The organism is Archangium gephyra, from assembly GCF_042230915.1.
Taxonomy (GTDB): domain Bacteria; phylum Myxococcota; class Myxococcia; order Myxococcales; family Myxococcaceae; genus Archangium; species Archangium gephyra_B.
The window spans coordinates 2,767,987-2,790,927 of the sequence record NZ_CP102578.1 but is presented as its reverse complement, the minus strand read 5'-3'; the positions used below and the strand labels follow the sequence as shown (position 1 = coordinate 2,790,927).

Annotated in this window: 21 protein-coding genes; 11 read left to right on the top strand and 10 right to left on the bottom strand. The window is 69.2% G+C overall.

Annotated features, from left to right (window positions below):
* Positions 1-125: 125 nt before the first annotated feature.
* Positions 126-983, bottom strand: a complete 858-nt coding sequence (locus tag NR798_RS11130; protein ID WP_375771438.1) for a hypothetical protein — start codon at positions 981-983, stop codon at positions 126-128.
* A gap of 29 nt (positions 984-1,012) precedes the next feature.
* A complete protein-coding gene (locus NR798_RS11125) occupies positions 1,013-4,216 on the bottom strand; it encodes a TonB-dependent receptor domain-containing protein (RefSeq protein ID WP_375771437.1) in 3,204 nt (1,067 codons plus the stop codon).
* 241 nt (positions 4,217-4,457) lie between these two features.
* Here NR798_RS11125 and NR798_RS11120 point away from each other — a divergent pair, with 241 nt between their 5' ends.
* The 6 genes from NR798_RS11120 (at position 4,458) to NR798_RS11095 (ending at position 9,488) form a co-directional block, all read left to right on the top strand.
* A complete protein-coding gene (locus NR798_RS11120) occupies positions 4,458-5,219 on the top strand; it encodes an energy transducer TonB (RefSeq protein ID WP_375771436.1) in 762 nt (253 codons plus the stop codon).
* 68 nt (positions 5,220-5,287) lie between these two features.
* Positions 5,288-5,977 carry a MotA/TolQ/ExbB proton channel family protein gene (locus NR798_RS11115; protein ID WP_375771435.1) on the top strand — a complete coding sequence of 230 codons (690 nt, stop codon included), beginning with the start codon at positions 5,288-5,290 and terminating at the stop codon, positions 5,975-5,977.
* 102 nt (positions 5,978-6,079) lie between these two features.
* Complete coding sequence (locus tag NR798_RS11110; protein ID WP_375771434.1) at positions 6,080-6,505, top strand: ExbD/TolR family protein; 426 nt, start codon at positions 6,080-6,082, stop codon at positions 6,503-6,505.
* Between the two features lie 2 nt (positions 6,506-6,507).
* Positions 6,508-7,011 carry an ExbD/TolR family protein gene (locus NR798_RS11105; protein ID WP_375771433.1) on the top strand — a complete coding sequence of 168 codons (504 nt, stop codon included), beginning with the start codon at positions 6,508-6,510 and terminating at the stop codon, positions 7,009-7,011.
* A gap of 53 nt (positions 7,012-7,064) precedes the next feature.
* Positions 7,065-7,688, top strand: a complete 624-nt coding sequence (locus tag NR798_RS11100) for a DUF2378 family protein (protein ID WP_375771432.1) — start codon at positions 7,065-7,067, stop codon at positions 7,686-7,688.
* A 165-nt stretch (positions 7,689-7,853) separates the two neighbouring features.
* Positions 7,854-9,488 carry a YifB family Mg chelatase-like AAA ATPase gene (locus NR798_RS11095; protein WP_375771431.1) on the top strand — a complete coding sequence of 545 codons (1,635 nt, stop codon included), beginning with the start codon at positions 7,854-7,856 and terminating at the stop codon, positions 9,486-9,488.
* On the opposite strand, the gene NR798_RS11090 is transcribed toward NR798_RS11095, so the two are convergent.
* Positions 9,436-10,776: an NAD(P)/FAD-dependent oxidoreductase gene (locus NR798_RS11090; protein WP_375771430.1), complete on the bottom strand. Its 1,341-nt coding sequence runs from the start codon at positions 10,774-10,776 to the stop codon at positions 9,436-9,438. The two genes, NR798_RS11095 and NR798_RS11090, sit on opposite strands and share 53 nt — an antisense overlap.
* A 100-nt stretch (positions 10,777-10,876) precedes the next feature.
* On the opposite strand from NR798_RS11090, the gene NR798_RS11085 reads away from it, so the two are divergent.
* Positions 10,877-11,668, top strand: a complete 792-nt coding sequence (locus NR798_RS11085; protein ID WP_375771429.1) for a lysophospholipid acyltransferase family protein — start codon at positions 10,877-10,879, stop codon at positions 11,666-11,668.
* 163 nt (positions 11,669-11,831) lie between these two features.
* The gene (gene recA / locus NR798_RS11080; RefSeq protein ID WP_375771428.1) at positions 11,832-12,881 is read left to right on the top strand and encodes a recombinase RecA; all 1,050 of its coding nucleotides are present in this window, start codon (positions 11,832-11,834) and stop codon (positions 12,879-12,881) included.
* Here recA and NR798_RS11075 read toward each other — a convergent pair.
* From NR798_RS11075 to pssA, 4 genes are read right to left on the bottom strand one after another with little or no spacing between them, the layout of a single operon-like run.
* Positions 12,878-13,402, bottom strand: a complete 525-nt coding sequence (locus NR798_RS11075) for a DUF1285 domain-containing protein (protein WP_375771427.1) — start codon at positions 13,400-13,402, stop codon at positions 12,878-12,880. The genes recA and NR798_RS11075 overlap by 4 nt on opposite strands.
* A 52-nt stretch (positions 13,403-13,454) precedes the next feature.
* Positions 13,455-14,939, bottom strand: a complete 1,485-nt coding sequence (locus NR798_RS11070) for a hypothetical protein (protein ID WP_375771426.1) — start codon at positions 14,937-14,939, stop codon at positions 13,455-13,457.
* The gene (locus NR798_RS11065) at positions 14,936-16,201 is read right to left on the bottom strand and encodes a CinA family nicotinamide mononucleotide deamidase-related protein (RefSeq protein WP_375771425.1); all 1,266 of its coding nucleotides are present in this window, start codon (positions 16,199-16,201) and stop codon (positions 14,936-14,938) included. The genes NR798_RS11070 and NR798_RS11065 overlap by 4 nt, the downstream gene beginning before the upstream one ends.
* Before the next feature lie 54 nt (positions 16,202-16,255).
* Positions 16,256-17,098, bottom strand: a complete 843-nt coding sequence (pssA, locus tag NR798_RS11060; RefSeq protein ID WP_375771424.1) for a CDP-diacylglycerol--serine O-phosphatidyltransferase — start codon at positions 17,096-17,098, stop codon at positions 16,256-16,258.
* Between the two features lie 102 nt (positions 17,099-17,200).
* Here pssA and NR798_RS11055 point away from each other — a divergent pair, with 102 nt between their 5' ends.
* Positions 17,201-18,352: an alpha/beta fold hydrolase gene (locus NR798_RS11055; protein WP_375771423.1), complete on the top strand. Its 1,152-nt coding sequence runs from the start codon at positions 17,201-17,203 to the stop codon at positions 18,350-18,352.
* Here NR798_RS11055 and NR798_RS11050 read toward each other — a convergent pair.
* The gene (locus NR798_RS11050) at positions 18,292-19,740 is read right to left on the bottom strand and encodes a hypothetical protein (RefSeq protein WP_375771422.1); all 1,449 of its coding nucleotides are present in this window, start codon (positions 19,738-19,740) and stop codon (positions 18,292-18,294) included. The two genes, NR798_RS11055 and NR798_RS11050, sit on opposite strands and share 61 nt — an antisense overlap.
* 325 nt (positions 19,741-20,065) lie before the next feature.
* Between NR798_RS11050 and NR798_RS11045 the strand changes: the two genes are divergently transcribed.
* Entirely contained in the window at positions 20,066-20,335 is a 270-nt protein-coding gene (locus tag NR798_RS11045; RefSeq protein WP_043394050.1) for an HU family DNA-binding protein, read from the top strand.
* 30 nt (positions 20,336-20,365) lie between these two features.
* Here the strand turns inward: NR798_RS11045 and NR798_RS11040 are convergent, their stop codons facing one another.
* Positions 20,366-21,406 carry a M23 family metallopeptidase gene (locus NR798_RS11040; protein WP_375771421.1) on the bottom strand — a complete coding sequence of 347 codons (1,041 nt, stop codon included), beginning with the start codon at positions 21,404-21,406 and terminating at the stop codon, positions 20,366-20,368.
* Positions 21,407-21,636: 230 nt separating this feature from the next.
* Between NR798_RS11040 and nth the strand changes: the two genes are divergently transcribed.
* Positions 21,637-22,305, top strand: a complete 669-nt coding sequence (gene nth / locus NR798_RS11035) for an endonuclease III (protein ID WP_375771420.1) — start codon at positions 21,637-21,639, stop codon at positions 22,303-22,305.
* Here the strand turns inward: nth and def are convergent.
* Positions 22,271-22,792, bottom strand: a complete 522-nt coding sequence (def, locus tag NR798_RS11030; protein WP_375771419.1) for a peptide deformylase — start codon at positions 22,790-22,792, stop codon at positions 22,271-22,273. The genes nth and def overlap by 35 nt on opposite strands.
* Between the last annotated feature and the right edge of the window lie 149 nt (positions 22,793-22,941).

Genomic DNA, 22,941 nt, shown 5'->3' with positions numbered 1-22,941 from the left:
AGAAGCCCCGAAGCGTGGGCATCCATCGTCCATAAACACCGCGGCCCCGGGATGCCACTCCCGCGTGGGGGAGGAGCAGCCGGGGCCGCGATTCACTTCAGCTCAGCCTCGGAGAGGCCGTGTGCTTACTTCCTGCCAACCAGCGTCAGGCCGGTCGCCGGGTTGGGCACGCAGGCGGGCGCACCACTGGCGCCGATACCCGCCACGCACACCGCGTCGAAGTCCGGGTTGAGCCCGGAGCCCTCGGCGCAACGCGACGCCTTGTTCTCCTCGGTCGGGTTGGCGAAGGCCTCCGGATCGCAGCCCACGGACGGCCACACCGCCAGCACGTTGTACTCCGCGGTGCAGTCGCCCTCGGTGTAGGTCAGCGTGCCGCGCAGCTGGGTGCCCGGAGCCGCCGGATGCGCGTACACCTCGATGTCGCCGTACTGGTAGGTGCGCGACGCCGCGGGCGCCTCCACCTTGGCCGGCGTCACGTTGTTGTTGACGACCGCCTCGACGGTGATGGACGCCTGGGCAAAACCCGTGGCCTTGCAGAAGCCGTTCTCATCCGGCTCCTCCGGCAGGGTCTGGGACTGGGCCGTGGCGTCGTCCCACTGATCCTGGGGCACGCGCGTCACGGTCACCGTCTTCTTCTCCGGCTTGCCGTCCGTGCCCACCGCGCCCGTCTCGTACGTGTAGGACATACGGGTCAGCGACGCGAGGCGGCGCGGACGGATGGCCAGGCTGGAGGCCTTGTTGGCCGCCTTCACGTCCGCAGCGGCATCGGGGTTGGTGAACTTCCACACCCCGAGCTGCTCGCCCTTGAGCTGGCCGCAGCTCTTCGCCGCGTCAGCCTCGGTCTTCGGGATGTACGACGCCTGCCAGGCGTACACGGAGGCGTCCTGGATGATACAACCAGCCGACGGCTGCTCGATGGCGCAGCCGGAGAGGATGCTGGCCGCACCGAAAACGGCCACTGCAGTTGCAATACGCTTGTTCATGTTTCTCGATCTCAATCCGGTGGAAGGGCCTAGAACGTGTACTTGAGACCGATGCGGATCTGCCGCGGGGTCTGGTACGAGGTCGGCTTCTTGAAGTTCTTGTTGATGTCGTCCGCGGTGAACGCCTCTTCCTCACCCGTCTCGTCGTTGATCTTGGTGATCTTGTCCGTGGTGAGGTCAGCCGCCGTCACGCCACCCTTGACCGGCAGCACGCTGGCGAAGGTGTAGTTCTGGTCGACGGTCGTGACGCCCTGGAAGTTGAAGACGTTGAACACGTCCAGCGACAGGGACACCACGTTCGTCTTGCTGATGCGGTAGTTCACGCCGACGTTGGAGTCGATGTTGTTGATCCAGTCCGTACGGCCGCCGGTGCCACGCTGGATGATGAAGGCCTCGCTCGGGCCATACAGCGGGTGACCACCAATGTAGTTGATGGGCGTACCGGAGTTGCCGCGGTAGGAAATGCCGATGCTGGCGCTCAGGTCGTTGGAGATGTTGAACTCCTTGGCGCCGAACAGCTTGATCGCGTGGGTGCGATCGTACGGCAGGAGGCCCTCACGGTTGGTCAGCAGCGACACCAGGTCGAAGTCCGAGAGGATGTTCGGATCCAGCTGGGCGTTCTCCGGCCGGAACAGACCGGGGTAGTTGCCGTACAGCCGCGACCACGTGTAGCTGGCCTGCGCCAGCCAGCCGTCGCCGAAGGTGCGGTTGAGGAACACCGACACCGCGTCGTAGTTACGCGTCGGGGTCGGGAACTCCTTGGCGAAACCACGGCCCGGGTTGCCCAGGAAGTACGTGTTGCCGTCATCGCGGCTCATGTCCTCGATGACCGCGCCCATGTTGCGGTGGGTGAACGTCGCACCCATGCGCACATTGGCCAGTACTTCGTACTCGGCACCGACGAGGTACTCGTCGGAGGACTGCGGCTGGATGTCCGGATCCACCGGCTCCTTGTCCGCCTTGCCACCGGTGTAGAGGCGGCTGGGGTTGAGGCCAGTGGGAGTGCTCGCGATCAGGGTAGCATCGGTCTCGCACTGATCCTGACCCTCGCGGGTGGCCATCGTGTCCGGATCGCACTTGCCCACGCCGGCGGAGCGGTTCGCCTGGTAGCGACGCTCGCCCGGGAAGGCGCGGTCCATCATGTTGAGCGGCACCTGCTCGTAGTAGCGAGCGAAGTTGGCGTAGACCTTCATCCGGCCGTTGGCCAGCGGGTCCACGATCAGGCCCACGCGCGGGGAGACCTGATTGGCCATGACGAGCGCCAGGGAGCCGTCACCACCGTACATCCACTGGGTGTCGTAGCGCACGCCCGCGTTGACCGTCACGCGGTTGGCGATCGTCCAGCTGTCCTGGAGGAAGCCGCCCGCGGTGGTGCTGCGGGACTGGGACTCCTGGAAGAGCAGGGGCGTGGCCTGGTCCGGACCGGACACGAAGCCGTAGCGGCGGTAGTCCTGCCAGCTGGTGCCGGTGAGGGCCTCGCGGTGGAGCACCCCTCCGGAGTACGCCTTCTTCTGGTAGTAGTTCAGCAGCTCCACGTCCACGCCGGCCTTCAGCACGTGGCTGCCGAGCAGGTCGAGCAGGTACGTACCCTTGGCGTTGGCCTGCACGCGGTCCAGCAGACCGTCGCTGATGAAGCCCGGGCCACCGGCGTTGTAGTTGATCGCCGGGCAGGACACCGTGCCGCCCGCGCCGTCATCGCACAGCGCATCGATGTTCTGCAGGCCGGGCTCGAAGTACCCGATCGAGCGCTCCTGGCGGTACTGGACGAGCGAGAGGCCGGCCAGACCCGTGTTGTCACCGGGGCGGGTACCGTCATCCGGCAGGGTGGAGGCCGTCTGGTGGAACCAGCCGACGTTCGCGTCCACCAGCACCTTCTTGTCCATGAAGGAGCCAGCGTACTTCAGGCCCACCGCGGTGGTGCCCGAGAGCTCCTGCACGTTGCCGTAGCGGTCCGGAGCGCCGTTGAGGCGGGTGTCGAGACCACCCGTCTGCGGGTCGATGGACAGCGCGCCATTTCCACCCGACACGCTGGGCGTGCCCGTGATGGAGAAGGAGAGGTTGTGGTCCTGGTTGATGAGGTACGTCAGCTTGCCCATGTACTGCAGGCTGCGCGCCTCGGCCAGGTAGTCACGCTGGGAGCCGGGGATCAGCTCCGTCAGGGCGTAGTCCGTCGCCGGATCACGCAGCACCGTCGGCGTACCATCCGCCGACACGTTGCCGTCCTCATCGCGCAGCACGGGCGCGCCGCTGGCGTCGCGCTCCACGAGGAGGCGGTTGACGGAACGCTGGTGGTTGTAGCGGCTGAACGACGGCGTCACGCCGGCGAAGAACCACAGCTTGTCCTTGAGGATGGGACCGCCGAGGGTCGCGCCGAAGTCACCCAGCGCGGTGAGCGAGTTCAGGCCGCCGACGACGGAGCCCTCGTTCAGCACCTGCGTGCGCTTGCCCTCGAGGAAGCCCGGGGTGATGTTGCCGAACACCGAGCCGTGGAACTCGTTGGAGCCCGAGCGCGTCACCGCGTTGAGCACGCCACCCGTGGAGCGGCCGTACTCCGGCATGTAGCCGCCGGTGATGATGTTGACGTCCTGCACGAACTCCACGCTCAGCGGGCTGGCGTTGATGCCGAAGGCAGGGTCGTTCGTGGACAGACCGTCCACCACGTAGCCGTTCTCGGGAGACGTGGTGCCGTTGATGGACACGCCGTACGCGTCGTTCTGCGCGCCCGGGGCCAGCTCGGCCAGGGACTCGAAGGAGCGGGTCGCACCGGCCTTGCCGCCCGGACGGTTCACCGCGATGCGCTTGATGAAGTCCTGGTCGACGTTGACACCCGTGCTCGTCGAGCCCACGTCGATCGTCGGCGGCGTGGCCGTGATCTCGATGGTCTCACCGAGGCTGTCGGGCAGCAGCTCCACGTTCACGCGGATGGTGCGGTCCAGGCGCAGCTGGATCTCCGAGCGCGAGAACGGACGGAACGACTCCTTGTCGAACCGGAGGGTGTACACGCCCGGCGGCAGCTGGGGAATGCGGTACTGGCCCTGAGCGTCCGTCACCACGACCTGCTCGCCCTGAAGATTGGGAGAGGTAGCCGTGACAACCACGTCAGCGACAGGCTTCTTGGTATCGGCACCGACAACCGTACCGATGATCACGCTATCGGCGTAAGCCGCGGTCCCGTACGACAGACCCGCGACCACCACAACTCCAGTTGCCCGGAGCATCCGTCTTACTTGCATGCTGGGAACCCCTCCAAGGGTGAGCTTCACTGCAACTAAAATGGTACGGGAAAATACCTGGGGTCCACCAGTTGTCAATATGCCGTTGCTTTTTGGTGACTACTGGGGCATTGGCCGATCACGCAGGTGGCCTTCCAGGGTGGGGTCACTTGCACCCGTCCCCGGTTTTTGTAATGTAGCGCGCCTTTTGCGATCCGGACGGGACGTGGTGGGTGTCCACCGGAGTTCAGGAGCGTAGCGCATGTTCGACTCTGTCCTTGACCGCGGACAAGGCCCCAAGACGCGTTTTGGCGTGGGCACCTTCATCTCGGTCGTCCTTCACGTGGGTCTCTTCGGTTTCGCCCTGTGGATCTCGGCCCAACCGCCGAAGGAGAAGGAGAAGGAGGTCGAGGTGACCTTCAAGCAGGCCATGGCCCCTCCGGCCTCGGCCGCGCCTCCGCCTCCTCCGCCTCCTCCGCCGCCGGCGAAGAAGAGCAACCCTACGAAGAAGCCGGTGGTGAAGAAGCCGGACGTCATCGTGCAGCCCAAGGAGATCCCCCAGGAGAAGCCGCCCGAGGTGGAGCCTGATCCGAACGCCGGCGAGGAGGAGGAGGCCAGCGAGGAGGAGGTGGAGGGTGGTGTCGAGGGGGGCGTGCCCGGCGGTGTGATCGGCGGCGTGGTGGGTGGCGTGGTCGGCGGAGTGCTCGGCGGCCAGGTGGGCAGCACCGGAACGGACGTGCTTCCGTTCGGCGCGGGAATGACCCGCCCGGAGAAGCTGTCTGGCCCGGCGCCTCAGTACACCCGTGAGGCCCTCGAGGCGAAGGTCCAGGGCCTGATGATCGTCAAGTGCGTCATCACCACCGAGGGAGCGATCGAGCGCTGCCGTATCATCAAGCCGCTGGCCCATATGGAGCAGGCCGTGTTGAACTCGCTGTATGCTCAGCGGTACAAGCCGGTGACGTTCCAGGGTCGGCCCGTCCAGGTCGACTACACCTTCAACATCCGTCTGAGCCTGCCCCACTAGTCGGGGCGCCGCATTTGTCGTAACCGCCGTACCCCAACCGCGCTCGAGGAGGAGCGCATTCATCCACCATGGATCATTCTGCTAATTTCACGATTGCTGGCATCTGGGCGTCCACGGGTCCTTTCGCCCGCGGCATCATCTTCGCCTTGGCGATCATGTCCGTCGCGTCGTTGGTGGTGATGGCGGAGCGCATCATCGTCTTCCGCAAGACCCGCAAGGACTCTCGCAACTTCGCGGCCAAGATGGGCGCGATCCTGGCCAAGGGCGACCTGCAGCAGGCCGCCAACACGAACATGGGCAAGGACATTGGCCACCTGGGCCGCGTGATCGGCTCCGGCCTGACCGCGTACCGGATCAGCCCTTCCGACAAGGAAGTGGCGGTGGAGTCGGTGGCGCGCGCGCTGGAGCGCCAGGCGCAGCGTGAGGTGCAGAGCCTCAAGCGCGGTCTGGGCGTGCTGGCCACGGTGGGCTCCACGGCCCCGTTCGTGGGTCTGCTGGGCACCACGATGGGTATCGTGAACGCCTTCCAGCTCATGGCGGCCGCTGGCGCGGGTGGTCTGGGGACCATCTCCGCCGGTATCGCCGAGGCGCTCATCACCACGGCCTTCGGTCTGCTGGTGGCCATCCCGGCGGTTATGGCCTACAACTTCCTGTCGGGCTGGGTGGACGCTCGCTCGGTGGACATCTCCGAGTCCTCCAACGAGTTCCTGGACGTGGTCGCGCGCAACCTCGGTGGTTCGCACGCCCCCCAGGCCTAGTCCCAACGAGAGCCAAAGGCCCGCCTCCTCGTGCAACGGGTCTCCGCGAAACGGAGACCCCACGTGGGGCGGGCGCTCTCTTCTTCAGGAACAGGTGCACGCATGGGAATGTCCACAGGCGGCTCCCAAGGGGGCCCGAAGAGCGACATCAACGTCACGCCGCTGGTAGACGTGGTGCTGGTGCTCCTCATCATCTTCATGGTCGTCACGCCCATGCTCCAGCGTGGCAAGTCCGTCACCCTGCCCAAGGCAGCCAAGGTGGAGGACGACAAGGGCGGCGCGAACGACCCGGATCCGATCATCCTCTCCGTCACCAACGACAAGAAGATGTTCGTGGAGCAGGACGAGTATGACGCGGCGGCGTTGGAGGCGAAGCTGAAGGACACGCTCTCCTACCTGCCCAACAAGAAGATCCTCCTCAAGGGAGACAGCGCCCTCACCGTCGGCGATGTGCGCCAGGTGATGGAGGTCACCCGCAAGGCCAAGGCCAAGAAGATCTTCCTGGGTGTCGAGGAGCTGAAGAACTAGCCATGAGCACCAAGCGCAAGTTTGTCAAAGCCGCGACCCCCCCCAACTCGGACATCAACGTCACGCCCCTCGTGGACGTGGTGCTCGTCCTCCTCATCATCTTCATGGTCGTCACGCCGCTCCTCGAGAAGGACATCGAGGTGCGCATTCCGGAGACGGAAGACGTCCCCATGGAGCAGATGCCGCAGGACAACAACCAGCTGATCGTCAAGCTGGACTCCGACGGCACCTACTCCATCAACACCGAGCCGGTGCAGAAGGACGAGTACGTCAACAAGCTCAAGCGCATGCTGGCCGCCAAGCCGAACAAGGAGGACCGCATCGTCTTCTTCGTGGCGGACGACAAGGCGAACTACGGGCTGCTCGTGGCCGCCTTCGACGGCGCCAAGCAGGCCGGAGCTTTCGTGCTGGGCATGGCCACCGAGGACATCCCGGCCGCCCCCGCGGGCGTCCCGGGCGCTCCGGTGGATCCGGGCGCTGCCCCGGCCCCCACCCCGGCCCCGTAGTCTCAGTGCGATTCACAACCAGGGAGCTCGTCGGCTAGAGTGGTCAACCCTCTATGGCCGACGAGCTCCTGGTATTTGAGCAGACCCTCGAGGCGGTCTTCCTTCGCGGCCTGCACGGGCGAGTGCCGCCCTCCTGCAAGGCGCGCCTGCGCCAGGCCGGTCTGGACCTGGATCAGAAGCTGCGCCCCACCTACCCGCTCGACGCGTGGATGACCTTCCTGCGCATCACGGCGCAGGAGCTCTACCCCGACGAACCCGTGGAGCAGGGCGCCTTCAAGCTCGGTGAGGCCTGCATCGATGGCTTCCGCGAGACGATGCTGGGGCGCGCCGTGCTGTCACTGCTGCGCGTGCTGGGGCCCCGGCGCGCCCTGATGCGGGCCACGCAGAACTTCCGGGCGGGCAACAACTACACCGAGTCCCGCCTCAAGGAGCTGGGCCCGCGCCAGTTCGAGCTGTGGATGAACGAGGTGGGCTCGCTGCCCACGTTCACCGCGGGCCTCCTCCACGCGGGCCTGCGGACAGCCGGCGCGGAGAGCATCCGCATCGACCTGTCCGGCTACGACGGCCACGTCTGCACCTACTGCATCAGCTGGAGCGAGGCCTCCGTCTCCTCGGGCGTGGCCGGCAAGGGCGACTCCAAGGCCGCCACCAGGTCCGGGTCCATCAGCTCCCTGTAGCGGACCTCCGCGAACAGCTCCGGCACCGTCCACATGGGCAGGAGGAGTCCTCCGCCGTGAGACGCGCCATCCAGGCCCGGGGACCCGGCGGCGCACGGTCCTCCTCGGAAGGGGGCAGGTACGCGCATTGCTCTGGTGGGGCGAGGACCCTTCGGAGGGCGGGACATGCTGGCGCGGGTGCGGTCGGGCGCGTTGATGGGAATCGACGCGGTGGTGGTGGAGTGCGAGGTGGATATGGCCCTCGGGTTGCCCTATTTCAACGTCGTGGGGCTGCCAGAGGGGGCGGTGCGTGAGTCCAAGGTACGCGTCATCTCCGCGCTGAAGAACTGCGGCTTCGAGCTGCCCTCCAAGCGGATCACCGTGAACCTGGCCCCGGCGGACATCCGCAAGGAGGGGGCGGCCTTCGAGCTGCCCATCGCGCTGGGGGTGCTGGCGGCGGCGAAGCTGATGGAGGAGGAGCCCCTGTCGCGCTACCTCTTCGGCGGGGAGCTGTCGCTGGACGGAGGGGTGAAGCCCATCAAGGGCGTGCTGCCGCTGGCGGTGGCGGCGCGGGATGGGGGCTACCAGGGGGTGATGGTGCCAGCGGCCAACGCGGCCGAGGCGGCGCTGGTCGCGGGCATCCACGTGCTCGCCGTCCACCACCTGCGCGAGGCGGTGGACCACCTCACCGGGGAGAAGCCCCTGGCCCCCTTCACCCGCGAGGAAGGCTCCCCTGCCCTCTCCCGCGGACGGCAGACCCCTCTGGACATGTCCGACGTCCGAGGGCAGGCGGACGTCAAGACGGCGCTGGAGCTGGCCGCCGCCGGGGGCCACAACATCTTGATGTGCGGGCCACCGGGCTCGGGCAAGACGATGCTGGCCCGGAGGCTGCCCAGCATCCTCCCGGCCATGACGTTCGACGAGGCGCTGGAGGTGACGAAGATCTACTCCGTGCTCGGACTGCTGGGAGACGAGCAGACGATGATGCGCGAGCGCCCCTTCCGCGCGCCCCACCACACCATCTCCGACGCGGGGCTGGTGGGCGGCGGCCCGGCCACGAGGCCCGGAGAGCTGTCCCTGGCACACCACGGGGTGCTCTTCCTCGACGAGCTGCCCGAGTTCCGCAAGAACGTGCTGGAGGTGCTCCGGCAACCGCTGGAGGAGGGCACCATCCACCTGGCCCGCGCCGTCCAGCACGTCACCTACCCCTGCCGGGTGATGCTGGTGGCGGCGATGAACCCGTGCCCGTGCGGCTTCTTCAACGTCCCCGGGCGCAGGTGCACGTGCCAGGAGTTCCGCGTCCATGACTACCACTCGCGGGTGAGTGGACCGCTGATGGACCGCATCGACATCACCCTGCAGACGCGCCCCGTGGAGTACCACCACATCGCGCGGAATGAAGGGGAGGAGCCGACGAGCGCGTACTACCGCGAGCGCGTGGAGGCCGCCCGCGACCGGCAGCGGTTCCGCTTCCGCGACGAGCCCGGGGTGTACTGCAACGCGCAGATGCCCACGCGGCTGCTGCACCGCTACTGCCAGCTGTCCCAGAAGGCCGGGAAGAAGCTGGAGCGGGCCATGGAGCAGTATGGCCTGTCCGCCCGTGCCCACGACCGCATCCTCAAGCTGGCGCTGACCCGGGCGGACCTGGAAGGCCACGAGCGCATCGAGGACGCGGACGTGCACCTGGCCATCGACTGCCGGCAGATCGACCGGCGGAGCTGGCTGCACACCAACACCCTGGGAGGCCCGCCCCCCTGGCAGGGCGACGTCAACCCACCGCGGCGTCCCGCTCGCGGCCCTCCGTCCCCGGACGAGCCGTGAGCGGCCCCTCCCCTGCCCTCTCCGGCCGCGCCAGCCCGGACAACGGGCCGGTGATGAGGCGGGCCGAGCGCTTGAAGGCGATGAACGAGTACGCCCAGTTGATGAGCACGGCCAGCTTGCTGCGGAAGCCGATGAGGAAGAGCACGTGGATGCCCAGCCAGGCCAGCCACGCACTGAAGCCCGAGGACTCGAAGCGCCGGAAGGCCACCCCCACCGCCTTGCCTCGCCCGATGACCGCGTAGGTGCCGCGGTCCCAGTAGCGGAAGCCCTCCATCGGCTTGCCCTGGAGCTGACGGCGGATGTTGCGCGCGGCATGCTTGCCCTGCTGCATCGCCGCGGGCGCCACTCCCGGAATGGGCTCGCCGTCCTGGACGAAGTGCGCCAGGTCGCCGATGACGAAGACGTCCTGACGGCCGGGAAGCGTGAGCTCGGGCGCCACCTTCACGCGGCCCGCCCGGTCCAGCTCCACCCCCAGCGAGCGCGCCACCAGAGAGGCCGCCACTCCCGCCGCCCAGATGACGCTCCGCGCTCGGACGTGCTCCTCGCCAATGTACACGCCCGTCTCGTCGATGCGGGTGACGCGCGTGTCCGTGCGAACCTCCACGCCCAGCTTCTCCAGCGAGCGGCGGGCCTTCTCCGAGAGGTGCTCCGGGTAGACGGGCAGCACGCGCGGTAGCCCCTCCAATAGCAGGATGCGCGCCTGCGAGGGATCGATGTTGTGGAAGTCCCGCGTCAACGTGTGACGGGAGATCTCCGCGAGCGCCCCGGCCATCTCCACCCCCGTGGGCCCCGCGCCAATGATGACGAAGGTGAGCAGCTCGCGGCGGCGGACCGGATCCGTCTCGCGCTCGGCCAGCTCGAAGGCCAGCAACACCCGGCGGCGGATCTCCAGCGCATCGTCGATCGTCTTCAGCCCCAGGGCGTGCCGGGCCCACTCGTCATGGCCGAAGTAGGAGTGCGTCGCTCCGGTGGCGATGACGAGGTAGTCGTACGACAGCTCACCGTCCGACAGCAGCACGCGCTTGCCCGCCACGTCCACGCCCGTCACCTCGGCGAGCAGCACCGTCACGTCCCTGCCCAACAGGCCCCGGATGGGCGAGGCGATCTCCCCCGGGCTGAGCGTGGCCGTGGCCACCTGGTACAGCAGCGGTTGGAAGAGATGGTGGTTCTGCCGGTCCACCACGGTGACGCGCACCGGGGCCTCCCGCAGCGAACGTGCCGCGTACAGACCGCCAAAACCACCACCCAGGATGACCACATGGGGAAGCGTGTCGCGCGTGCCTGTCATGCTCAGGATGTTCCTCCCGGTGAGCGGAACTTCAATGCAATCGACGTCCCCGCGTCTACCCCGTACCCGGTGGCGGTTGGACGAGCTAGAAGGCCGGGTGATGATGCTCCTGTCACCCCTCATCGCACTCTTCCAGGCCGTCTTCCTCGTCCTGTGGCTGGTGTTCTGGATTACCGTGTCCGGGCTGGTGGCGATCCTCACCCTCAACGGCGAGGTGCCCCTGATGATGGCGCGGCGCTTCTGGGCCCCCATGCACTGGCGCATCACCGGCTCGCCCCTGCTCGTGGAGCCCCTGCCAGAGGTCGACTGGAGCAAGCCCCACATCTTCCTGATGAATCACCAGTCCGCCTTCGACATCCCCGTGGCGTTCGCGGTGATTCCCGTGAACATCCGCTTCATCGCCAAGCACGTGCTCAAGCGGATTCCCTTCCTCGGCTGGTACATGGCGGGCACGGGGATGATCTTCCTCAACCGCTCCAGCCCGCGCGAGGCCATGCGCAGCCTCAAGCTGGCCGGCGAGCGCATCCGCGCCGGCTCCAACATCCTCGCCTTCCCCGAAGGCACCCGCTCGATGGACGGGCGCATCTTCCCCTTCAAGAAGGGCTCCTTCGCGCTGGCCGTGGAGGCCGGTGTGCCCATCATCCCCATCGCCATCGAGGGCACGCGCGGCATGCTTCCGCGGGGCAGCATCCGGCTGCGGCGCCACCCCATCCGGGTGAAGGTGGGCGCGCCCATCGACACCGCGGGACGCAGGGGGCCCCGGCGCGAGGCCCTCATGCACGAGGTGCGCGACGTCATCGTCCAGCTCCACCGCGACATCGGCGGCCAGGGCGGCGTGCCCCAGGACGCGCTCACGGCCGGCGGCGACAAGGAGCTCGAGACATCCGCCTGAGCTCCACCGGACGGGACACCTCGCGCCAAACGAGACACCCGCGCCCCCTGCGCTCCGAGTGAGCCAGGCGCGGCACGGCCGTTGCTCAAGCTCCTCGCGGCACGCCCGGGCCATTCCGGCCCCGAGGCGAAGCCCCACTCAACACGGGCGGCGAGGAGCGACGATGAACAAGCTGACGGAGAAGCTGAAGGCGGTGGCGGCGGCGGTGGCGGCGATCGAGAAGCAGTTCGGCAAGGGCGCGGTGATGCCCCTGGGCGGCGAGGTGCGCGAGCAGCGCGTGGCGGTCATCCCCACGGGCTCGGTGGGGCTGGACCGGGCGCTCGGGGTGGGCGGCTACCCGCGCGGGCGCGTGGTGGAGCTCTTCGGCAACGAGTCCTCGGGCAAGACGACGCTCACCCTGCATGCGATTGCCCAGGTGCAGGCGCAGGGCGGCGTGGCGGCCTTCATCGACGCCGAGCACGCGCTGGACGTCAACTACGCGCGCAAGCTGGGCGTGCGCGTGGAGGAGCTGCTCATCTCCCAGCCGGACACCGGTGAGCAGGCGCTGGAGATCACCGAGCAGCTCGTGCGCTCGGGGGCGGTGGACCTCATCGTGGTGGACTCGGTGGCGGCGCTGGTGCCGCGCGCGGAGATCGAGGGCGAGATGGGGGACGCGCACATGGGCGTGCAGGCGCGGCTGATGAGCCAGGCGCTGCGCAAGCTGACGGGCGCGGTGAGCCGCTCGGGGTGCTGCATCATCTTCATCAATCAGATCCGCATGAAGATCGGCGTGGTGTTCGGCAACCCGGAGACGACCACGGGCGGCAACGCGCTGAAGTTCTACTCCTCGGTGCGCCTGGAGATCCGCCGCACGAGCAACCTCAAGGACGGCGAGAGCGTGGTGGGGACGCGGGCGAAGGTGAAGGTGGTGAAGAACAAGGTGGCCCCGCCCTTCCAGGAGACCGAGTTCGATCTGCTGTACGGCGTGGGCATCAACCGCCCGGGCGAGGTGCTGGACCTGGGGGTGCAGGCGGGGCTGGTGGACAAGGCGGGCAGCCACTTCAGCCTGCGCGGGGAGCGCATCGGCCAGGGCCGGGAGCGGGCCTCGGAGTGGCTGCGCGAGCACCCGGAGGCCATGGAGGCGCTCGCGCGGGAAGTGGTGGGAACGGCGCTGCCCGTCCCCCCTGCGAGTCAGGCGGCCGCCGAGCTGGAAGCCCCCGCGGCGATGGCCTAGGCGCCCAGGGCGTCGAGCGGCAGCGGCACCGCGAGACGGCGCTGGCCCGCGCGAAGGTACAGCTGGCCGCCCTCGTCCTGCTCCAGCAGCTCGCCGAGCTGGTACTGGGCATCCCGGGAGAAGCGCGCCTTCGCCCGGCCGCCCTTCACCTGGCAGGTGAGGATTCCCTCGGCGTCCACGGCGAGGGTGGCCGGGTCGAGCGCCTCGGCGGTGCGGTCGCTCAGGCGCACGGACACCCGCTCGTCCGGGGTGACGTCCACGGTGCGCACCTCGTAAGCGGCACCCTCCACCTGCACGTAGCACCAGTCCTGGCCAATCTGGAGCTGGTAGCGGCCTTGCTCGTCGAGCACCAGCGAGGCGTTGAAGAGCTCGATGATGCGCGGGTGCTCGATGGGCTCGTCGTCGTGCCACCAGCGCAGCCGCGCATCGAGCCGGATGCCGCTGTCCTCGCGGGTATGCCAGCGCTTGCCGGGGGGCGGCGGTCCCGAGGGGGGAGTGGGTCCTGAGGGCGGTTGTGTCACGTCTCGTTATCTGCTCGCCCGGGGGCGGCCGGTCAAGCCAACGTGCCCGGCCCTACCAGTTCCGGACAAGCTCGGTGTAGCCGCGGAAGGCCACCGCGCCCCAGAAGTTCACCAGCACCCCGAGCACCAGCGCGGCCTGCACCGCGCGGTTGCGCAGGGACCAGCCGCCGATGGCGAAGAGGAGCAGCAGGTAGGGCGTGTAGTCGATGCTGAACCGGAAGCCGAACTGCATGTAGCCGGTGTTCTGGTAGAAGAGCCCGGGCAGCGCCGTCACGGCCACGGTGAGCCACAACGGCCAGTGCAGGCGCGGCCTCAGCTTCGGCACCACGAGGAAGACGAGCAGCGGCAGCGTCAGCAGCAGCGACAGGCCATGCGGGTCGTAGCCCAGCCGCAGCGGATTGAACGAGACCTTCGGCAGCTTGAGGAAGGCCGCCTCCAGGTTGCGCGACAGGTACACCGGATCGAACAGGCCAAAGCGGTCGATGTCCACGTTGACGCGGTTGTTGTAGAGGAACGAGTGGCCGAACTCGCCCGGGCTGCCGAAGCGGTAGAGGTTGTAGGCCGCCGCCAGCAGCGCGAGCGGCGCGGCCCCGAGCGCGAACAGGCCCAGCTTGCGCAGCGCGGGCTTCCAGTGCTCGCCCAGCGCCTTGAGCTGCCCGAGCCGGTCCGGACCGGGGCACAGCGCCTCCAGCACGAAGAACAGCCCGGTGAACAGCAGCGGCGTACGGGTGAGCGTGGCCATGGAGAAGAAGAGGCCCGCGAGCACCGGGCGGTGGGCCCGCACCGCGTTGCGCACGTAGAGGCACGTGAAGGCCACGCCCATCACTTCCGCGCTGAACCACACCTCGCCGCGGATGGCCGCGTAGAAGAAGAGCGTGCCGAAGGCCAGCACCAGCGCCAGGACGATGTTCTCCGTGCGCTCCCTCCCCGTCTCCCCCTCCTTCGCGAGGAAGCGCAGCAGCGAGTAGAAGAGCGCCACCGCCAGCGCCCCGACGATGACCCCGAACGAGGTGTCGTTGAACTGGTAGCCGTGCAGCGCCACGAAGGGCAGCATCACCACCGCGGGGAACGACGGGAAGCTCACGAACCAGCGGTCCCCCGGACGCACCCGGCCCTCGCACCGCACCTTCTCCCCCGCCACCTCGCGCACGCACGCCCAGTCCTCCAGGTTCGGCAGCACCTCGGGGTCCAGGTCCAGCCGCCCCTCCAGCCAGGCCTTCGACTGGTACACGAAGTGCGGCGCCTCGCTCTGCCGCAGGAAGCGCTGCGAGCTGAAGCTGGCCAGCACCACGAAGCTCACCAGGAAGAGCACCACCTCCACCCGGTACGCCGAGAGCCAGATCCTCAACGCCGCCCCCGCCACCCCGCCTCGCGCCCCCGTGGAGACAGGAGTGGAGACAGCGGGTTCCACGGGGCGCTCGGAAGCAGCGGATCCGGGCGCGGCCGTCCGGGTCTCGCTGGCCGGCTCGGGAGACGGCGCGGACCCGGGAGACGGCGCGGAGGACTGCTTGGGACGCTTGGACTTGGAGCGGCTCATGGGGCGGAAGGCGGGGTCAACAGGCGCTCACGCAGCAGCTCGAGCGCGTAGGAGGCGGCGAACAGGCGCACGAGGTCCCGATCGCCAGAAATGGAGAAACGCTCGCAGCGGGTGGGAATCCCCTCCCCAGCGAGCGCACAGTAGACGGTGCCCACCGGGTTCTCGGCGGTGCCCCCGGTCGGGCCCGCGAAACCCGTCACGGACAGGCTGTAGGTCGTCTCGCAGGCGGCGCGGATGCCCTCGGCCATGGCCACCGCCACCGGGGCCGACACCGCGCCATGGCGGGCCAGCAGCTCGGGCGGCACCCCGGCCCAGGCCGTCTTCATCGGCTCGGTGTAGACGACCGCTCCGCCCAACAGGAAGCCGCTCGCCCCGGGCACCGCGGTGAGCTGCGCCGCGATGAGCCCCCCGGTGCAGCTCTCGGCGAGCGACAGCGTGGCCCCCGCCTCCGTCAGCAGCTTCCCCAGCACCACGGCATAGGCATCCCCATCCGCGCCATACACCGCCAGGCCCAGTTCCCGGCGCGCGGCGGCCTCGGCGGCGGCGAGGGCCGCATCGGCCTCGGCCTGCGAGGGTGCCTCCGCCATCAGCTTGAGCTGGTTCTCCGGCGCATGCGTGCGGAAGCCGAACACCACCCGCGGGTGCGCCGCGGCCACCGGGGCCATGCGCGCGTCCAGCACGGACTCGGCGATGCCCACCGTGCGCAGCAGGCGGAAGGCGCGGTACGTGCGCCCTGGCCGCTGCTCCAGCTCCTCGCGCACGCGCGGCATCACCTCGCCGTCCACCAGCGCCCGGTACTCGCGCGGCACACCCGGCAGGAAGAAGAGCCGGCAGCCGCCCATCCGGACGATGAACAGGGGCGCGGCCCCCACCGGGTTGGCCACCACCTCCGAGCCCCCGGGCACCAGCGCCATGCGCGCCACGTTGGGCGTCAGCTCCCGGCCCCGCTTCGCGGCACGCTCGCGCAAGAACTGGAGCGTCCCGGCGTCCTCGACGAGCGGCACACCCGCGGCCGCGGCGGCGCACTCGGCGGTGAAGTCATCCGCGGTGGGGCCCAGCCCTCCCGAGACGATGACCACATCCGAGCGGGTGGCGGCCTCCTTCAAGGCCCGGGTGATGTCCTCGCGAACGTCCCCCACCAGCACCACCCGCGTCACCTTGATGCCCAGCTCGAAGAGCCGCGCTTCCAGGTACGGGCTGTTGGTATCGGGGGTCAGTCCGGTGACGAGCTCGTCACCGGTACACAGCAGCTCGACGCGCATGGGGGGCGCATCCTAGCCGCATGCGGCGTCCCCGGCACGTTCCAGGAGCGCGGCTCAGGCCACCTTCTGCTCGTCCTCGTCGTCCAGCGCGTCGTCGTCCTCCTCCTCCTCGAGGACGGCCGCGGCACTGGCGCCCGTCCGCACCTTGCGGGCCACGAGGCGGTTGCGCACGAGGAAGGCGGACTCGACGAGCCCGAAGGCGAGGTAGGCGAACGAATAGGCCACCAGCACATAGGCCGGGTGGAAGCGGGTGCCGATGACGACGCCACTGGCGAGCACCAGCATGAGGACGAGCGCCGAACGGCGGGACAGCCGCAGGTCCTTGAAGGTCCGGTAGCGGACGGTGGACACCATCAGCAGCGCGAGCAGCGTCGACGCCACCGCCACCGGGCCCCGGGCCGAGTCCTCGAGCGCCTCACCGGCCGTGGCGGCATGGTGGGCGATGATCATCGAGACGAGCACGCCCGCGGCCAGCGGGATGGGCAGGCCGACGAAGAAGCTTCCGCCACCGCCCTGGGGGCTGCGCATGGCCAGCACGTTGAAGCGCGCGAGCCGCAGCGCGCCGCAGGCGGCGAAGGCGAAGGAGAGGAAGAGGCCGAGGAAGCCCAGGGGCTCGAGCGCCCACTTGTAGACCAGGAGGGCGGGCGCGGCCCCGAACGAGATGACGTCCGCCAGGCTGTCGAGCTGCATCCCGAAGTCGCTCTGGGTCCTCGTCAGGCGGGCCACACGGCCGTCGAACCCATCGAAGAACATGGCGAAGAGGATGGACAGGGCCGCCTGGTTGAACTGCGCCGGGCCCGGCTGCCCCGCACAGAGGATCATCGCGTAGAAGCCGCAGAGGATGGACGAGACCGTGAACAGGTTGGGCAGGACGAACATCAACTTGTGGGGTCTCATCGTTCTCCTGACTCCATGTGTCGGCCATTGGCCGTTCCGGTGAAAGCCGGGGGAGAACGGATCATATCAGGGTTTTATTTGCCCGGTCTTCGCGGAGGGCTGATGGACGCGGTGCGTTGGACCCCCTGGGTATTGCTCGCGGTGCTCACCCTGTTGGGTGTGAACGTTCTGTGGGTGCTCGCCGTGCGCTGGTGGTACCGGCTGCGCACGGACGAGCCCGAGCGCGTGAAGGTGCGCTGCCAGGATGGTTGGGAGCTGACCGTGCACGTGCGGCGCGCCGCGCACCGGCGCTTCGAGGAGCCCGTGCTGCTGTGCCATGGGCTCGCCGCCAACCGCTGCACCTTCGACTTCGAGCCGCCCTACTCCCTGGCCCACGCCTTGTCCGAGGCCGGCTTCGACTGCTTCAGCGTGGAGTGGCGCGGCATCGGCCACTCGCGTGCCTCGCCCCGGGGCCACCGCTGGGCCGACGTCACGGTGGATGAGCTCATCACCCAGGACGGGCCCGCGCTCATCGAGCTGGCCCTGGCCCAGACGGGAGCCCGGCGCGCGTTCTGGGTGGGCCACTCGCTGGGAGGACTGGTGGGCTACGCGGTGGCACAGGGCCCCGCGGGGACGAAGCTCGCGGGACTGCTCGCACTGGGCTCGCCCGTCTTCTTCCCGCCGGATCCCCTCCTGCGCCGGCTCATCTACGTGGGCACCATGGCCGCGTGGCCGCGCGGCTTCCGCAACGAGTGGCTGAGCCGCTCGCTGGCGCCCTACCTCGGCTACGTCACCCTTCCCCTGTCCGACGTCATCATCAACCCGAAGCACATCCTCCCGCCCATCCAGCGCAAGGTCTACGCGAACATGATGGCGTCGATGAGCCGCAACGTGCTGCGGCAGTTCCAGGATTGGATCAACCACGACGCCTTCCGCTCCTTCGACGGGAGCGTGGACTGGCGCGCGGGGCTGGCGAAGCTGGAGCTGCCGGTGATGGTGATGGGTGGGAGCGCGGACCGGCTGGCCTCGCCCAAGAACCTGCGCGCGCAGTTCGAGCTGGTCGGCTCCACCGACAAGAAGCTCCACGTCTTCGGCTGCGAGCGCGGCGACAAGATGAACTACGGGCACGGAGATCTGCTCTTCGGCACGGGCGCGCCGCTCGAGGTCCAACCGGAGATCCGCGACTGGCTGGCGGCCCGCGCCACGCCCCTGCGTCAGGGCGAGGAGCTCGAGACACAGGCCAGCCCGGCCCCCGTCTCCCTCACCACGCCCTGACCCGACACGCGGCCCAGCGTCACCCCGGTGGCGCCCTGGCAATCCGCCATCACGAGCCCCGCGGCGTTGTCCCGCGCCAGCACCGCGTCCACCCGCAGCACCCCGTCCTCCAGGGCCACCAGCGCGGGCCCGCCGGAGCCTCGCACCTCCAGGCCCACGGCCGTCACCCGCGCCAGCGTCTCCGCCCACACCCCGGCCTCCCGGCACGACTCCAGTGAGACCTCGCGCAGCACCACCTCGGAGCCCTGCGCCGCCAACACCCCCACGCCCGCGGCCTCGCGCACCACGAGCCCCTCCACCTCCACCCGGGCGTCGCGCAGGTGCAGCCCGTCTCCCGCGTCCCCGTCGCTCGTCGTCAAGCGGGTGAGGATCGCCCGCTCCAGCCGGAGCCGCCCGCGCGTGGCCGTGAGGCCATACTCCTGTGCCCCATCCACCCGGAGGCCGCGCAGCACCGTCTCCGAGGCCACCAGCGACACCCCGCCGAAGCCGCCGCTGCCCAGCACCACCGTGTCCTCCAGCTCCGCCTGGGAGCCGACGAGCGCCAGGCCCGCCCGGACCGCCCGCACCGAGGTGAAGCCCCGGCCCTCCAGCGTGGCCTTCATGGACTGCAGGCCGAATTCGTGCCCGGTGACCGTGACGTCCTCGAGCCGCAGCGTGCCCCGCTGGACGAAGAGCCCCGCCTCGCTCCCGCCCTCCACCGACACGTGCCGCAGCAGCACCCGCCCCGCCTCCTGGTAGAGCGCCGTCAGCGGCCCGCGGAAGCTCACGGACTCCAGCTCCGCCTGCGCGTCCCGCGCCTCCACCCCCCGCCGGAACGAGCCGGTGAACGTGGCTCCACGCACCTCCGCGCGCGCGCCGCCCCCCAGCAGCACCCCCACCGCCCCCGGGCCCCCTGCCTCGAAGCCACCGCCCACCACCTTGAGCTGCCCCGTCTCCACCCGCACCGCCCCCGTGCCCTGCCCCCGGAAGCGCACCGCCTCCAGCCGCACCGGACCGGCCGCGTCCAACCCCCAGCCCCCGCCCTCGAGCACCAGGCCCTTCAAGAGGCCTCCCCCCGGCGCCCGGATCACCGGCTCCGTCCCCGCCCCGTACAGCACCGACCCCTCCCCCGCCCCCACCAGCTCCCTCCCGGCCGGCAGCACGAAGGGGCCTGGGTAGCGCCCTGGCGCCAGGTGCACCCGGACGGAAGCCGCCCCTCCCGGTACCCGCGCCAGCGCCTCGGACAGGGAGGAAAACGGCCGCTCCCGCGAACCGTCGGCGGCCCCGCGCCTCGCCGCATCCACCCACACCTCGGCCGGCCCGGCCGGTTCACCGGGGGCGATCACCCCAGCGGTTGCACGGCAGGCCGGAAACGTCAGGAACCAGATCATCAGCAGGCAGCGGAGCATTCGCTCGCACACACTATTACCTGCCGGCCTTTCGTGCCCGTCTGGATCAGCGCACGTCACGCAAATGATCGAAATGACAAAGGAAAACCCTTTCAATCGATCACATCCACGCCTCACGGGCCCGGAGCCCCACCGCGCGTGGGCTCGACGGGAAACGGACTGCTTCCTCCTCTCTAGAGGAGCCCCGCGCTCCGTCAAATTCCTCGCGGATCGCGCGGAGGCCGATCTACCGGCCTCGCAATGGTTGCCAGCATTGACAGACAAAAGAGCGATTTGTTACCAACCTCGGACTTTCGAATTTCAACGCTGACGGAGGAGAGCGCGGATGACCAAGGCAGAGCTCGTGGAGGCGGTGGCGGCGCAGTCGCGGCTGACGAAGAAGTCGGCGGCGGAGATTCTCGACATCGTCTTCGCCAACATCGGCAAGGCGGTGAAGAAGGACCAGCGCTTCAGCTACCCCGGGTTCGGCACCTGGTCGGTCCGCTCTCGCAAGGCGCGGAAGATCCGCAACCCGCAGACCAACGAGATGATGAAGCTCAAGGCCTCGAAGACGATCGGCTTCCGGCCCGCCAAGGAGCTGAAGAACTCGCTGTAGTCCGCGGGAGCCCGAAAGCGCGCTCCGACCTCACCGGGGGCGTCGTCCCACAGGACGGCGCCCTTCGCGTTTGGAGACCTCGGCCGGCGCCGCCTCCCGCTGCACGAAGGAGGGCTCCTCGCCGGACTCCGTGGGGCCCATCTCGTCGAGCGGATCACACGGCTCGCCATCCCGCCACAGCTCGAAGTGCAGGTGCACGCCGGTGGCCTGGCCCGTCCTGCCGGCCGCGCCCACCACATCCCCCTCCTCGAGCTCCTCGCCGGGCGTCACCAGCACGCGCGACAAGTGGCTGTAGCGGGTGGTGACGTTCCCATCGTGCTGGAGGACCACCTGGTTGCCGTGGCCCCCATTCCACCCGGCGCGCACCACCACGCCCTTGGCCGCGGCCAGGACGAGCTGGCCCCGTTTGGCGCCCAGGTCCAGGCCCTGGTGCTCCCGCTCCTCGCCGGTGATGGGGTGCACGCGGCTGCCGAAGACACTGGTGATGACGACCGGGTCCACCGGCCAGGCGAACCGCTGCGGCTTCTTCGAGGGCTTGAGCTGCAGCAGGCGCAGCTCGGCCATGCGCCCCGCGAGCTGGTCCATCCGCGCGAGCACCGCGTCGGCCAGGTCCGCGGGCATGTCCCCGTAGGTGCGGGCGTCCTCCTCCAGCTCGGCCTCCAGCGTCACCCGGGCGCGCACCACGTCCAGCGAGGACGTCTTGCGCGCGGACTGCCGCAGGAAGTCGTCCAGGGTGGCGTTCATCTCCCGCCAGTTGAGCACCTGGGCGTCCGGCATGGCACTGCCCCGCTGCACCTGCGTCCGCGCGGCGCGCGCCTGCGTGGCGAAGGTGGCCAGGGCGTCCCGCAGCGCCTGCGAGACCGGGGCATCCTCCAGTTGCGAGCCCTTGCGCCTCGCCTGGGGCATCCGCTTGGACGTCCCAGCCGTGGACGCACCGGAAGCCCCCGTGTCCACCTGCGGCGGTGGCGCGGGCTTCTGGGAGTACAGCTCGGCGAAGCTCATCTTCTGCCGCGCGCGAGGAGCGGCACACGCCGACAGGATGAGCAGCATGAGGGCGGCAAGACGACGCAAGGCGCCGCCCAGTCTAGCAACCTTCCGCGAATCAGCCAGCCAGCGCCCCGGGGGAGGCGGCCGGGCGCCTCGCGGGGACACTCCCGGTGTGTCACCCGCCGGACGGAGCGGGGCCCGGCGCCCGAGAGGCCGCACCCGGAGAGGTCAGGTGAGCTGTCCTGAGAGGTAGTGGAAACTGCTTTACGTCCGAGGTCGGTCTGTCATAGAGCACCCGCGTGTCGCGAGAGCCGATGGAGTCGAAGCGGAAGCGGGCGGTGGACGTGCTGGACCGGCTGGAGGAAGCCATGCCGGACGTGCGCATCGAGCTGGACTATCGCACCCCCATGGAGCTGCTGGTGGCGGTCATCCTCTCCGCCCAGTGCACGGACAAGCGGGTGAACCTGGTCACCCCCGCGCTCTTCGAGCGCTTCCCGGATCCGTACTCGTACGCCCGGGCGAGCGTGGAGGAGGTGGAGCCGTTCATCCAGTCGTGCGGCCTGTACCGCGCCAAGGCGAAGAACATCATCGCCGCGGCCCGGGCGCTGGTGGACGAGCATGGGGGAGAGGTGCCGCACTCGCGGGCCGCGCTGGAGGAACTGCCGGGCGTGGGCCGGAAGACGGCGGGCGTGGTGTGCATCCACCTGGGCGGCGACGATGCCTTCCCCGTGGACACGCACGTGAAGCGGCTGGCCTACAGGCTGGGCTTCTCCCGCCACGAGGACCCGGACAAGGTGGAGCTGGACATGCAGGCGCTGCTGCCGCCGGAGCGGTGGGCCAAGGGCCACCAGCTCCTGGTCTGGCACGGACGGAGGACCTGCTTCGCGCGGGCGCCCGCGTGCGAGCGCTGCCCCGTGGCGGACCTCTGTCCCAAGAAGGGCGTGCGGACTAGACCGACGCCCGGTCCTCGCGCGACGCCTTGACGCGCTTCATCCGCTTGCGGATGAGCTCCCGCTTGAGCGTGGAGACGTGGTCCACGAAGACGGTGCCATTGAGGTGGTCCGTCTCGTGCTGCACCGCGACGGCCAGCAGCCCGTCGCACGTCAGCGTCTGCTCGCGGCCCTCGGGGTCCAGGAACTTCACCGTCACCACCGCGGCCCGGTCCACGTCCTCGGCCTCGCCGGGGATGGACAGGCAGCCCTCGGTGTAGGTCAGCTTGCCCTCGAGCGCGATGAGCTCCGGGTTGATCATCGCCAGCGGCTGGGACTCGGGCTGACGCGGCCGTGTGTCCAGCACGATGACCCGCTGCAGGACACCCACCTGCGGCGCGGCGAGCCCCACGCCCTCGGCGGCGTACATGGTCTCGAACATGTCCTTGACCAGGGTGCGGATGGAGTCGTCCACCCGGGCCACGGGCCTGGCTTTCTGCTTCAGGAGGGGATCGGGCCAGATGAGGATTTGGCGAACCATGGCGCCCCTCTTAACCCCGTGGAAATGGACGGGCAACCCACCTGGAAGGCCCGTCCGCGTGGGGGGCGGCCATCCACTGCCGGACAATCCGTGCACTTTTCTTCACCCTGGCTTCAACTTTCCAGTAGGATGGCTCTTGTAGGGGAGGC